The sequence below is a fragment of the Isoptericola sp. NPDC056618 genome (genome assembly GCF_042792715.1).
Lineage (GTDB): Bacteria > Actinomycetota > Actinomycetes > Actinomycetales > Cellulomonadaceae > Isoptericola > Isoptericola nanjingensis.
The window spans coordinates 319,552-331,670 of record NZ_JBHTVZ010000003.1; the positions used below are offsets into that span (position 1 = coordinate 319,552).

The window sequence follows — 12,119 nt, forward strand, 5'->3', positions numbered from 1 at the left end:
ACCACCCGTCCTCGTCATCGTCTCTCCCGTCGCCGTCGTCGGGTACTGCTCAGCCTGTCGCGCTCAGTCGAGCAGCGCGATGGCCGTGGGCGAGTCCTCGGCCGAGATGGCCAGGTCCTCGAACTCGTTCACCCCGTTGAGCTCCGCACCCATCGCGATGTTGGTGACGCGCTCGAGGATGACCTCGACCACCACGGGGACCCGGAACTCCGCGGTCATGGCCTGCGCCTTGGCGAACGCGGCGCCCAGGTCCTCCGGGTCCTTGACGCGGATCGCCTTGCAGCCCAGCGCCTCGGCGACCTTGACGTGGTCCACGCCGTAGCCCTCGGGCTCCCCGTCACCGTGCGACATGTTGATGTTGTCGAAGGCGAGGGACACGTGGAAGTCCATCTCGAACGCCCGCTGCGACTGACGGATCAGGCCCAGGTAGGCGTTGTTCACGACGACGTGCACGTAGGGCAGGTGGTGCTGCGCGCCCACGGCGAGCTCCTCCAGCATGAACTGGAAGTCGTAGTCGCCGGAGAGGGCGACGACGTTGCCCTCGGGCAGCGCCCGCGAGACGCCGAGCGCGGCCGGGCCGGTCCAGCCCAGCGGGCCGGCCTGGCCGGCGTTGATCCAGTGCCGCGGGTTGTACGTGTGCAGCAGCTGGGCGCCGGCGATCTGCGACAGGCCGATCGTGGTGACGTAGACCGTGTCCCGGCCGAAGGCCCTGTTCATCTCCTCGTACACGCGCTGCGGCTTGATCGGGATCTCGGTGAAGTGCGTCTTGCGCTGCAGCTTCCCCTTGCGCTCCTGCGCCGAGGCGGCCCACGCCGAGTAGTCCTTCACCTGACCGGCGGCCTTGCGGTCGGCGGCGACCTCGAGCGCGGTGCGCAGGAAGGCGCCCGCGTCGGAGACCACGCCGTAGTCGGGCGCGAACACGCGGCCGATCTGCGTGGGCTCGATGTCGACGTGCACGAAGGTGCGGCCCTCGGTGTAGGTCTTCAGGCCGCCGGTGTGGCGGTTGGCCCACCGGTTGCCGACGCCGATCACGAAGTCCGACTCCAGGAACGTCGCGTTGCCGTAGCGGTGCGACGTCTGGATGCCGACCATGCCCGCGGTGAGCGGGTGGTCGTCGGGGATCGCGCCCCAACCCATGAGGGTCGGGACCACCGGCACGCCGAGGGTCTCCGCGAGCTCGACGAGCTCGGACTCCGCGCCGGCGTTGATGATGCCGCCGCCGGCGACGATCAGGGGGCGCTCCGCGGCCAGCAGCATGTCGATCGCCTTGGCGACCTGCTCGCGGGTGGCCTCCGGCCGCTCCGGAGCCAGCGGCTGGTAGGTCTCCGGGTCGAACTCGATCTCCGTCATCTGCACGTCGATCGGCAGGTCGATGAGGACCGGGCCGGGACGGCCCGACCGCATGAGCTGGAACGCCCGCTGGAAGACGCCCGGCACCTGCGACGCCTCGAGGACCGTCTTCGCCAGCTTGGTGACCGGCGCGGCGATCGACGCGATGTCGACGGCCTGGAAGTCCTCCTTGTCGAGCTTGGCCACCGGGGCCTGGCCCGTGATGCACAGCATCGGGATCGAGTCGGCCCACGCGGCGTACAGACCGGTGATCATGTCGGTGCCCGCGGGGCCCGACGTGCCGATGCAGATGCCGATGTTGCCGCGCTCGGCGCGCGAGTAGCCGTCGGCCATGTGCGACGCGCCCTCGACGTGCCGGGCGAGCACGTGGTGGATGCCGCCGTGCTGGCGCATGGCGTCGTAGAACGGGTTGATGGCGGCGCCGGGGAGGCCGAAGGCCTCGGTGGCACCCTCCTTCGCCAGGATGGCGACCGCGGCGTCGACCGCGCGCATGCGGGGCATGGTGCTCTCCTTCGAGTCTTCGGGGATGTCAGGGCGGGCGCGACGTCAGTCGCGACCGGACAGGCGCGCGATCGCCTGGAAGAGGCCGGAGTGGTCGAGCGACCCGTCGCCCTCGGCGCGGGCCGCGGCCATGAGCTGGGCGACGACCGCGCCGACGGGGGCGACGACGCCCTGCTCGCGCGCGGCGGTCGTGAAGATGCCCAGGTCCTTGTGGTGCAGGTCGATGCGGAAGCCGGGGGCGAACTCGCGGCCCAGCATCTTCGCGGCCTTCTGGTCGAGCACCGCGGAGCCCGCGAGGCCGCCGCCGAGGACCTTGACGGCCGCCTCCGTGTCGACGCCGAACGCCTCGAGGAAGACGACGGCCTCGGCGAGGAGCGCGATGTTGCCGGCGACGATGAGCTGGTTGGCGGCCTTGACGGTCTGGCCGGAGCCCGACGGGCCCACGTGCACGACCGTCTTGCCGACCGCGTCGAACACGTCGGACGCCGCGGCGAAGTCCTCGGCGGAGCCGCCGACCATGATCGACAGGGCCGCGTTCTTCGCGCCCGCCTCGCCGCCGGAGACCGGCGCGTCGAGGTAGCGGAAGCCGGCGGCCTTCGCCTGCTCGGCCAGCGCGACGGTGACGTCCGGGCGGATCGACGAGAAGTCGACGATCAGGGTGCCCGGCTGCGCGTTCGCGAAGACGCCGTCGTCGCCGGTGAGGACGCCCTCGACGTCCGGGGAGTCCGGGACCATGACGGCCACGACGTCCGCGGCCTTGACCGCCTCGGCGACGGAGGAGGCGGCGGTGCCGCCCGCCTCGACGAGGGGCTGGGCCTTGGCGGCGGTGCGGTTGTAGCCGACGACGGAGTGCCCGGCGTCCTGCAGGTGGACGGCCATCGGGCTGCCCATGATGCCGAGGCCGATGAAGGCGATGGTGCTCATTGGTCGTGTCCTTCCGGGGAGGTCAGGGGTCGCGGTGCCGGCTGCGTGGTGCCGGCTTCTCAGCGCGCCGAGCGCTGCTCGCGCGGGAGCCAGGCGAACGGGTCGGGGTCCGTCGTCTTGTACTCGAGGCCGACGGGGCCGGCGTAGCCGGCGGCGCGGAGGTCGCCGATCCAGCGCTGGATCGGCAGGTCCCCGCTGCCCGGGGCGCCGCGGCCCGGGGCGTCGGCGATCTGCACGTGGGCGATGCGGTCGCCGTAGGTCTTGAGGTCGAGGTCCACGTCCGAGCCGTTGACCGACAGGTGGTAGACGTCGAACAGGAGGCCGAGGTTGGTCGCGCCGTGCTCGTCGCGCACGCGGTCGAGGACGGCGACGGCGTCGGCCGACGTCTTCAGCGGGTAGGCGGGGGTGCCGGAGACCGGCTCCACCAGCACGGTGCCGCCGATGCGCTCGACGGCCTTCGCCGCGAGCGCGAGGTTCTCGGCGCCGAGCGCGTCCTGCGCGGCCGGGTCCTCGCCCTCGACGCGGTTGCCGTACAGCGCGTTGAACGCGCGGCAGCCGGTGCGCTCGCCGATGCGGGCGACGACGTCGAGGTTGGCGCGCAGGTCGGCCGAGCGCGCGGGCCACGAGATCAGGCCGCGGTCGCCGCCCGGCATGTTGCCGGCGTCGAAGTTGAGGCCGGTGAGCTGGACGCCGGCGTCGGCCAGGGCCCCGACGAACGCGTCGATCTCGTCGGCGTCGGGCGTCGGCGTGGCGAAGGGCCACCAGAGCTCGACGCCGTCGAAGCCGGCCGCCTTCGCGGCCGCCGGACGCTCCAGGAGCGGCAGGTCCGTGAGGAGGATCGAGCAGTTCACGGTGTAGGGGATCTGGTCCGTCATCGCTGACTCGCTTTCGCCAGATGGAAGATTGGTTCCTTGTAGTGAAAACGCTACGCCGGGTCGGCGCGATCGGTCAACCCCTGCCCGGGGCCGTCCCGCGGTGCGGTCGTGACGCCGCGCACACGACGACGGCCCGGCAGGACGTCGTCCTGCCGGGCCGTCGTGGCCGTGCGCTGCGCCGATACCCGGGACGTCAGCCCCCGAGCGGGCGCGTCACGATCGCCGTGAGCTCGGCCGGCTGCAGGCCGGTGCGCTCCACGATCTCGTCGGCGCCCAGGGCTCCGCAGTCGACGCCGCGCTTGAGGTACCACGCGAGCGCCTTGGCGGTGGCGGGCTCGTCGAGCACGGCCCCCTCCACCTCGTTCACATAGTTCGACAGCCGCTCGGCCGCCGGCTCGAAGCCCTCGCGGTAGAACGCGTACGTCGCCGCGAACCGGCTCGGCAGCTGGGCCGGGTGCAGGTCCCAGCCCTGGTAGAAGCCGCGCTCCAGCGAGCGCCGCACGAGGCGACCGTGGTTCGCCCACGCGGCGCGCACCTGTGCGCCGTCGCCGACCGGCAGCACGTTCGTCGACCCGTCGGACAGGCGCACGCCCGTCCCGGCGGACGCGAGCTGCATGACCTCCTTGGCGAGGTCCGCCGCCGGGTGCTCCATCGACTGGTACGCCGCGGCGATGCCGAGCGACGCCGAGTAGTCGTACGTGCCGTAGTGCAGGCCGCTCACGCGCCCCGTCCCCGCGTGGATCATCCGCGCCACGGTCGCGGTGCCCGCGGAGTCGAGGATCGACTGCGGCGTCTCCACCTGCACCTCGAAGCGCAGGCGCCCGGCCGGCAGGCCGTTCGCCTCCTCCAGCCGCTCGCAGACGGCGACCATCGCCTCGACCTGCACGACGCCGGTCACCTTCGGCAGGGTGAGCACGAGCCCGTCGGGCAGGTCGCCCGACGCCGCGAGCGTGCTGACGAACACGTCCAGCGTGCGCAGGCCGCGCGCCCGGGTGGGCCGCTCGAAGCACTTGAACCGGATGCCGACGAACGGCGTCGCTCCCCCGGCGTCCAGCTCGGCGCGCAGCGCGGCGGCCGCGGCGGCGGTCACCTCGTCCTCGTCGGCGTCCGGGTGGGTGCCGTACCCGTCCTCGAGGTCGATGCGCAGGTCCTCGATCGGCTCGGCGGCGAGCTTGCGCTGCACCTGGGCCGCGACCGCCTCGCGCAGGTCGTCCCGCACGCCGACGGCGTCCAGCAGCGCGTCCGTGCCCTGTGCCTCGACGGCCGCGAGAGCCTGCGCGCCCCAGTCCCCCGCGAGCCCGGCCGCGTACCGGTGCGCCGGCACGTACACGGTGTGCACGGGCTGGCGCGTGCCGTCGTCGCCCGGGTAGGCGCGCTCGAGGTGGGCGTCGTGCGCGGCGAGCCGCCGCTCGACGTCGTCGAGCGCGGCCTGGTCGAGGGACGCCTTCATCGGGCCACCGCCGCGCCCTCGGCCTGCAGCGCACGGCCGAGGTGCTGGGCCAGGTGCTCGGCGTCCTCGGCACGGTGCTCCGCCACCGGGACCTCCTTGAGGCCCTCGGCCCGGACGGCCTCCGCGACGGCCTCGGCGACGCGGCTGTCGAACACGCCCGGGATGATGAAGGCGGAGTTGAGCTCGTCCTCGCTCACCACCGACGAGATCGCGACCGCGGCCACGCGCAGCATCTCGTCCGTGATCTGCGTGGCGCCCGCGTCGAGCAGGCCGCGGAACAGGCCCGGGAACGCCAGCACGTTGTTGATCTGGTTCGGGTAGTCGCTGCGGCCGGTCGCCACGACGGCGGCCGTCTCGCCCGCGGCGATCGGGTCGACCTCGGGCGTCGGGTTCGCGAGGGCGAACACGATCGCGTCGTCGCTCATCGCCGCGACGTCCGCGCCCGTGAGGATGTTGCCCGCCGAGACGCCCACGAAGACGTCGGCACCGACGAGCCCCTCCTTGAGGGTCCCGGTGAACCCGGACGGGTTGGTGTTCTCGACGATCCAGGTGCGGTTCGCGTCGTCGCCGGCCGACTCGGGCGTGAGCGCCCCGTGCCGGTCGAAGCCGACGATGTCCCTCGCGCCCTGGGCGAGCAGGAGGCGGATGATGGCCGAGCCCGCGGCGCCGACGCCGGACACCGCGATGCGGACGTCCTCGATCTTCTTGTTCACGACCTTGAGCGCGTTGATGAGCGCCGCGAGCACCACGATGGCCGTGCCGTGCTGGTCGTCGTGGAAGACGGGGATGTCGAGCTCCTCGCGCAGACGCTTCTCGATCTCGAAGCAGCGGGGCGCGGAGATGTCCTCGAGGTTCACGCCGCCGAAGCCCGGGGCGATCGCCTTGACGGTGCGGATGATCTCCTCGGTGTCCGTCGTGTCGAGCGCGATGGGCCACGCGTCCACGTCGGCGAACTGCTTGAACAGCGCCGCCTTGCCCTCCATGACCGGCATGGCGGCCTCGGGGCCGATGTCGCCGAGGCCGAGGACGGCGGTGCCGTCGGTGACCACCGCGACGGTGTTGCGCTTGATGGTGAGGCGGCGCGCGTCCTCGGGGCGGTCGGCGATCGCGAGGCAGACGCGGGCGACGCCCGGCGTGTAGGCGCGCGAGAGGTCGCGGCGCGTCTTGAGCGGCACCTTGGGCGTGACGGAGATCTTGCCGCCGAGGTGCATGAGGAACGTCGAGTCCGACATCTTCAGCACGCGCACGCCGTCGAGGGCGTCGAGCGCCGCGACGATCCGCTCGCCGTGCTCGGCGTCGACCGTGTCGCAGGTGACGTCGACGACGATCGTGTCGGCGTGCGACTGGGCGATGTCGACGCCCATGACCGAGCCGCCGGCCGTGGCGATCTCGTGGACGATCTCGCTCGTCGCGCGCTGCGAGGCCGGGGCCTCGACGCGGAGGGTGATCGTGTAGCTGGGGCTGGGCATCGCCATGGCCTGGGTTTCCTTTCGACGTGCTGATGACATGAAGTTTCGAGATGTGGAAGGATGGTTTCTAGAACCGGGACCGGTTCGTGAGGCTTGGCAAAGGGGGACACGACCCATGGCGAACGGCACCGGAGTCCAGTCGGTGGACCGGGCGATCGACCTGCTCGAGATCATGACCGACCTCGGCGGCGACGCCGCGCTCAGCGAGCTGGCGGCCGCCGCCGGCCTCCCGCTCCCCACGATCCACCGGCTCATGCGGACGCTCGTCGGCCGCGGCTACGCCCGCCAGCTCCCGAACCGCCGGTACACCCTGGGGCCGCGCCTCATCCGGCTCGGCGAGAGCGCCGGCCGCCAGCTCGGCGCCGGCGCCCGCCCCCACCTGGAGCGGCTCGCCCGCGAGCTCGGCGAGAGCGCCAACCTCGCGATGATCGACCGCGACATGGTGGTGTACGTCGCCCAGGCCTCGTCGTCCTACTCGATGCGGATGTTCACCGAGGTGGGACGGCGCGTCTACACGCACTGCACCGGCGTCGGCAAGATGGTGCTCGCCGAGCTGCCGGACCAGACGATCCGCGACATCGTCGGTCGCGTCGGGATGCCGCCCGCCACCGACCTGTCCATCACGGACGTCGACGACCTCCTCAAGGAGATCGGCACGATCCGCGAGCAGGGCTACGCCGTCGACGACGGCGAGCAGGAGATCGGCGTGCGGTGCTTCGCCGTCCCGGTGAAGGGCGCTCCCACCCCGACCGCGCTCTCGGTCTCCGGGCCCGCTGCCCGCGTGACCTACGAGTTCGGCGAGGCCGCGCTCCCCCTGCTGCACGAGATGGCCGACACCATCTCGAAGGAGCTGCTCTCCGCGGCCTGACGGCACGCGGCGACCCGACGCGGGGCGCGAGGCGGGGATCCCGCCTCGCGCCCTGCGTCGTGCCGGGGCGAGCATCATGGTCACCCGTCCCCCGGCTCGGCGGCGCCCGCGTGCACCAGCTGCGGACGGGTGTCGTCCGCCGCCGCGCGGGCGCCGGGACGTCGGCCCGCGACCGCGTCGCGCGCGCCCTCGCGGATCTGGAGCACGTCCGGCACGCCGTCCGCGTCCAGGTCGATGGCCGACACGCAGCCCGACCGGCGGCCGTGACCGTGGCGCACCCGCGCCCGCACGTCCGCGTTGAGGCGGGCGCGGCGACGCTCCTCCTGACGCTCGGCGTCCAGCCGCGCGAAGTACTCGGCCCGGCGCTGCTCCTGCTCCTCCGTCACGACCAGTCGCGCCGAGGAGCCCGCGGTGAACACCGACGGGTCCTTGCTGCGCCGGCCCCAGCGGATCTCGTTGAACACGAGGTTGAGCAGCACGGCGACGACGGCCGCGGCCGCGATCCCGGAGTGGAAGATCATGCCCACCCAGGTCGGGAACTGGTCGTAGAAGTCCGGGACGGCGATCGGGATGATGCCGAAGCCCAGCGCGACCGCGACGAGCGTGAGGTTGAGGTTGCCCTCGTACTCGACGCGCGACAGCGTGCGGATACCGGACACGGCCACCGAGCCGAACAGGACGATGCCGGCGCCGCCCAGCACGGGCGACGGGATCGCCGCGACCACCTGTCCCAGCACCGGGAACAGTCCCAGCACGAACAGGACGCCGCCGCCCGCCGCCACGGCGAACCGCGAACGGATGCCGGTGATCGCGACCAGGCCGACGTTCTGCGCGAACGCCGAGGCCGGGAACGAGTTGAGGAACGGCGCGACCAGCGTCGCGGCCATGTCGGCCCGCAGGCCGTCTCCCACCCGCTTCGCGTCGACCTTGGTGTCGAGCACCTCGCCGATGGCGATGAGGTCGGCGGTCGTCTCCGTCATGATGACGAGGATGACGATCGTCATCGAGATGATCGCGCCGATCTCGAAGACCGGGGCCCCGAAGGCGAACGGCGTCGGCAGCGCGAACGGCGACCCCTCGCCCACCCCCGAGAAGTCCGCGAGCCCGAACGGCACGGCCGCCACGGTCCCGAGGATGATGCCGAAGAGGATGGACAGTCGGGAGATCGTGCCCTGCAGGAACCGGCTGAGCGCGAGCACCACGACCAGCGTGCCGAGGGCCAGCGCGATGTTGGGCACCGAGCCCCAGTCGGCCGCCGCCTCGTCGCCGCCCATCATCCAGCCGGCCGCCGTGGGCAGCAGCGAGATGCCGATGATCGTGATGATCGTGCCCGTCACGACCGGCGGGAAGAACCGCACGACCTGCGCGAAGAACGGGCTGATCGCCAGGCCGATCACGGCGGCCACGATGATGGCGCCGAAGACGGCGGGGAGCCCGCCGTCCCCGCTCGCCACCGCGACCATGGTGGACACGGTGGCGAACGAGATGCCCTGGACGAGCGGGAGCTGCGACCCGAAGAAGCGGATGCCGAGCGTCTGGAGCGCGGTGGCCAGTCCGCTCACGAGCAGCGCGGCCGACACGAGGACGCCGATCTCCGCGCCCGTCAGCCCCGCCGCCTGCCCGACGATGATCGGCGGCGCGATCACGCCGCCGTACATCGTCATGATGTGCTGCAGGCCGTAGAGGAAGGTCTTGCCGAGCGGGTAGCGCTCGTCCTCCGGTCGACCGCCCTGCGGCGTGCCGGTCGCGGCCGCCGCGTCGATGGTCGTCGTGCTCATCTCGATGCTCCTTCGAACCGACTGCACGGTGCCTCGCTGATCAGAGGACCTGGATCAGCAGAACCCCGTGACGGTGGCCCACGCGCGGGGCTCCTGGTCGGCGCCCTCCCGCTTCACCTCCGCCTCGATCTTCCCGTACGGGCGGTCGGCGACGTAGAAGACCTCGTTCGGGTTCTCCAGGCCGAAGGGCTCGAAGTCCACGACGAAGTGGTGCAGGTTCGGCATCGAGAACTTGATCTCGCCGATCTCCGGGTGCGCCTCGAGCACCCGCTTGCCCATCTGGTAGAGGGTCTGCTGCAGCGCGAGCGAGTGCACGTCGGCGAACGTCTCGAGCAGGATGCGACGCACGTCGTCGTAGACGGCGTTGAAGTCGATGTCCAGCGACGTGTAGCGCCAGCGGGCGGTCACCGACGTCGCGAGGATGCGGTCGGTGGTCTCCTGCAGGGTGGTGTAGCGGTCCTTCGGGAAGCCGTGGAACTCGGAGCCCGTGGACTTGAGCACCTTGAGGTCCTCGAGGCCGGAGACGACGAAGACCTCGTCGCCGTCGCGCTGGACGACGGTCGTGCGGGTCTCGGTGCCGCCCTTGACGAACGCGTGGTCGTGCTCGCCGTCGGTCACGTGCGTGGTGAGCGAGGAGGGGATGTGCTCCCAGGTGTACTCCTTGGCCTCCCAGCGGCCGCCCTCGATCCAGTCGAAGCTCGAGACGAAGTGCTCGCCCAGGCGGAGGGCGAACTCCTCCGGCGAGGGGATGCCGTCCTTGGCGAGCGCGAACACCGTGTTCTTCTGCGTGTCCGTGGGGACCACGCGGCCCTGGTCGCCGTCGATGTGCGCGGCGGAGAAGTCACCGCGGAGCTGCGAGGTCACCGAGAGCTCGGTGATCCGGTGGCGCGCCTGGTCACGGTCGACCTTCATGACGCGGACCTCGGCCTTGCCGTACTGGTTGTCGCCCAGCACGATCGTGCCCGTGGCGGCCTGGGCGTCGGTGGCGGTGGCGGTCATTGCTGACTCCTTCATCTGTTGTTGCGTTGTCGCGGGACCGCCCCGAGGGCGGCCCCCATACGTCTCCGATGACGATGACGCAGGCCGCGGCGCCTCTGCCGCGGCCGGTGATGCGGGCCTGGCGGCCCGTCAGCTCCCGCGGTACGTCGAGTACGCGAACGGGCTGAGCAGGCAGGGCACGTGGTAGTGGTCGCGCCCGGCCTCGACCGTGAAGTCGATGGTGATCGACGGGTAGAACGTCGCGACCCCCTGCGCGGCGAAGTAGTCGCCGGTCGCGAAGGTCACGCGGTAGGTGCCGGGCTCGAGAGACTCCGGGCCGAGGTCCTTGACCCGGCCGTCGGCGTCGGTCGTGGCGTCCGCGAGCCGCGCGGCGCTGTCCGCGCCGACGCTCCACAGGGAGACGGCCACCCCGGCGGCCGGCAGGCCGGACACCGCGTCGAGCACGTGGGTGGTGATGTGCGAGGTCATGAGAGCTCTCCTTCCAGCCGCAGCACGGCGATCTCCCGCAGCTGCTGGCCGGCGATGCGTCGCTCGGTGGCGGGATCGTTCCCCAGGCGCTCCTCGAGCGAGGCGAGGATCTCGTCGGCGGTGCGGCCCGCGGCCCGGATGAGGAAGACGTGACCGAACCGCTCCTCGTAGGAACGGTTGCCCGCGCGCAGACGCTCCTCCACCGAACCGCTCAGGTCGCCGAGCCCGGCCTGCTCCCGGCGCGAGTGCGCCGCGTCCGCGTCCTCCCCGGAGGCACGCTCACCGATGCGCGGATGACGGGCGAGCGCGGAGTCGATCTCCTCCTCGCTCCACGGGTCCGCCACGGCGCGCGCCGTCGCGAGTGCGGCCGCGGTGTCCGCGTACGGGCGGCCGGCGACCACCGCGTCGGCCCACCGGGTCACGGCCGCGCACGAGAGCACCTGAGCGCGTGCGGCGTCGATGTCCGCCGCGTTGAATGCCTCGAGACCTGCACTCGTCATCGAGCGATCCTCCTTCGGGCGATTCCACCCACCGGAAGTGGGTTTCCATTCAGTGAAGTCTGACTCTCGTGCCGGTGGCATGTCAAGTGAGTCCGCGCTCAGTGGCCGGTGCGTGCCGCTCGCCCCCCGGGTGACCCCCTTGGACACCGTCATCTCCCCTGGTCAGGGAGCCGCGTACACCCCGCCGGCGGGCACGTGAAGACCTTGCGAACGCCCTCCCGCAGGACCGCGCAGGACCATAGTGTCGCCCCCGCCCGACGGCCGAGCGCCTCGTCCCGCGCATCCGACCCCCCGTGTGCCTCCGCCCGGCGCCGCACCGTGTCGACCGGCCCATGCGGCGGGAACCGTGTCGGTCGAACCCCGTGGGCGCATTCAGCGTGACCCTCGTCGCCTGTGTTCGCCGGTCGTCATCGACCACACGTCGTCGTGCGTCCGACCAGGATACGAGACGGGCCTCGGACAGCCCAGGTGCTCGCGCCCGCTGTGCGCCGGCACCACCCGACGCCGAGCTCCGGTGGTGTGAGGCGCTGGGCAGGCCGCCATCATCGACGTGGGCACGAACTGCGCGGGTGGCTCCCCGGGCATCAGTGCACGAAGGGCTCGTCCGGACATCCACCAGAGTCCGGGTATGCGAAAGGCCCACCCCGGGGTGGGGTGGGCCTTTCGTGAATGGGTGTCCGGCGGCGTCCTACTCTCCCACCCCCTCGCGAGGGCAGTACCATCGGCGCTGAAGGGCTAAGCTTCCGGGTTCGGAATGGGACCGGGCGTTTCCCCGACGCTATGACCGCCGTAACAGTATCGAGTTTTCAGGGTGACCCCCTGATCATCACCTGGTGGTGGTGGGGGGTGGTGCCCGTTTCTCGGGAACCGCACAGTGGACGCGTAGCATGCAATTGTCAAACAGTGTTTGAGTGTGTGTGAAGTTGTTGGCTTATTA

General features: G+C 71.7%; 10 protein-coding genes and 1 rRNA gene. 1 reads left to right on the top strand and 10 read right to left on the bottom strand.

Annotated features, from left to right (window positions below):
* Nucleotides 1-63 precede the first annotated feature (63 nt).
* From gcl to ACFQ8T_RS07360, 5 genes are all read right to left on the bottom strand, one after another.
* Nucleotides 64-1,851: a glyoxylate carboligase gene (gene gcl, locus ACFQ8T_RS07340; RefSeq protein WP_430545886.1), complete on the bottom strand. Its 1,788-nt coding sequence runs from the start codon at nt 1,849-1,851 to the stop codon at nt 64-66.
* A gap of 45 nt (nt 1,852-1,896) precedes the next feature.
* Nucleotides 1,897-2,838: a 2-hydroxy-3-oxopropionate reductase gene (locus tag ACFQ8T_RS07345; protein ID WP_430545900.1), complete on the bottom strand. Its 942-nt coding sequence runs from the start codon at nt 2,836-2,838 to the stop codon at nt 1,897-1,899.
* Nucleotides 2,835-3,638, bottom strand: a complete 804-nt coding sequence (locus tag ACFQ8T_RS07350) for a hydroxypyruvate isomerase family protein (RefSeq protein ID WP_430545901.1) — start codon at nt 3,636-3,638, stop codon at nt 2,835-2,837. Before ACFQ8T_RS07350 ends, ACFQ8T_RS07345 begins: the two co-directional genes overlap by 4 nt.
* Nucleotides 3,639-3,843: 205 nt before the next feature.
* Complete coding sequence (locus ACFQ8T_RS07355) at nt 3,844-5,100, bottom strand: DUF6986 family protein (protein WP_430545887.1); 1,257 nt, start codon at nt 5,098-5,100, stop codon at nt 3,844-3,846.
* Complete coding sequence (locus ACFQ8T_RS07360) at nt 5,097-6,575, bottom strand: NAD-dependent malic enzyme (protein WP_430545888.1); 1,479 nt, start codon at nt 6,573-6,575, stop codon at nt 5,097-5,099. Before ACFQ8T_RS07360 ends, ACFQ8T_RS07355 begins: the two co-directional genes overlap by 4 nt.
* Before the next feature lie 109 nt (nt 6,576-6,684).
* On the opposite strand from ACFQ8T_RS07360, the gene ACFQ8T_RS07365 reads away from it, so the two are divergent.
* The gene (locus ACFQ8T_RS07365) at nt 6,685-7,437 is read left to right on the top strand and encodes an IclR family transcriptional regulator (protein ID WP_430545889.1); all 753 of its coding nucleotides are present in this window, start codon (nt 6,685-6,687) and stop codon (nt 7,435-7,437) included.
* An 80-nt stretch (nt 7,438-7,517) separates the two neighbouring features.
* On the opposite strand, the gene ACFQ8T_RS07370 is transcribed toward ACFQ8T_RS07365, so the two are convergent.
* The 5 genes from ACFQ8T_RS07370 to rrf all read right to left on the bottom strand — a co-directional run bounded on the left by ACFQ8T_RS07370 (nt 7,518) and on the right by rrf (nt 11,974).
* Entirely contained in the window at nt 7,518-9,215 is a 1,698-nt protein-coding gene (locus ACFQ8T_RS07370; protein ID WP_430545890.1) for a nucleobase:cation symporter-2 family protein, read from the bottom strand.
* Nucleotides 9,216-9,269: 54 nt separating this feature from the next.
* Entirely contained in the window at nt 9,270-10,214 is a 945-nt protein-coding gene (gene pucL / locus ACFQ8T_RS07375) for a factor-independent urate hydroxylase (RefSeq protein ID WP_430545891.1), read from the bottom strand.
* Nucleotides 10,215-10,343: 129 nt separating this feature from the next.
* On the bottom strand, nt 10,344-10,682 hold the full coding sequence (gene uraH, locus ACFQ8T_RS07380) for a hydroxyisourate hydrolase (RefSeq protein WP_430545892.1): 339 nt from the start codon (nt 10,680-10,682) through the stop codon (nt 10,344-10,346).
* Nucleotides 10,679-11,182: a 2-oxo-4-hydroxy-4-carboxy-5-ureidoimidazoline decarboxylase gene (gene uraD, locus ACFQ8T_RS07385; RefSeq protein WP_430545893.1), complete on the bottom strand. Its 504-nt coding sequence runs from the start codon at nt 11,180-11,182 to the stop codon at nt 10,679-10,681. The genes uraH and uraD overlap by 4 nt, the downstream gene beginning before the upstream one ends.
* Nucleotides 11,183-11,857: 675 nt before the next feature.
* Nucleotides 11,858-11,974 (bottom strand): 5S ribosomal RNA (gene rrf / locus ACFQ8T_RS07390).
* Nucleotides 11,975-12,119 lie beyond the last annotated feature (145 nt).

Coding starts and splice junctions, on each gene's coding strand:
- gcl (WP_430545886.1), bottom strand. CDS start 1,851: ATGCCCCGCATGCGCGCGGTCGACGCCGCGGTCGCCATCCTGGCGAAG.
- ACFQ8T_RS07355 (WP_430545887.1), bottom strand. CDS start 5,100: ATGAAGGCGTCCCTCGACCAGGCCGCGCTCGACGACGTCGAGCGGCGG.
- ACFQ8T_RS07360 (WP_430545888.1), bottom strand. CDS start 6,575: ATGGCGATGCCCAGCCCCAGCTACACGATCACCCTCCGCGTCGAGGCC.
- ACFQ8T_RS07365 (WP_430545889.1), top strand. CDS start 6,685: ATGGCGAACGGCACCGGAGTCCAGTCGGTGGACCGGGCGATCGACCTG.
- ACFQ8T_RS07370 (WP_430545890.1), bottom strand. CDS start 9,215: ATGAGCACGACGACCATCGACGCGGCGGCCGCGACCGGCACGCCGCAG.
- pucL (WP_430545891.1), bottom strand. CDS start 10,214: ATGACCGCCACCGCCACCGACGCCCAGGCCGCCACGGGCACGATCGTG.
- uraH (WP_430545892.1), bottom strand. CDS start 10,682: ATGACCTCGCACATCACCACCCACGTGCTCGACGCGGTGTCCGGCCTG.
- uraD (WP_430545893.1), bottom strand. CDS start 11,182: ATGACGAGTGCAGGTCTCGAGGCATTCAACGCGGCGGACATCGACGCC.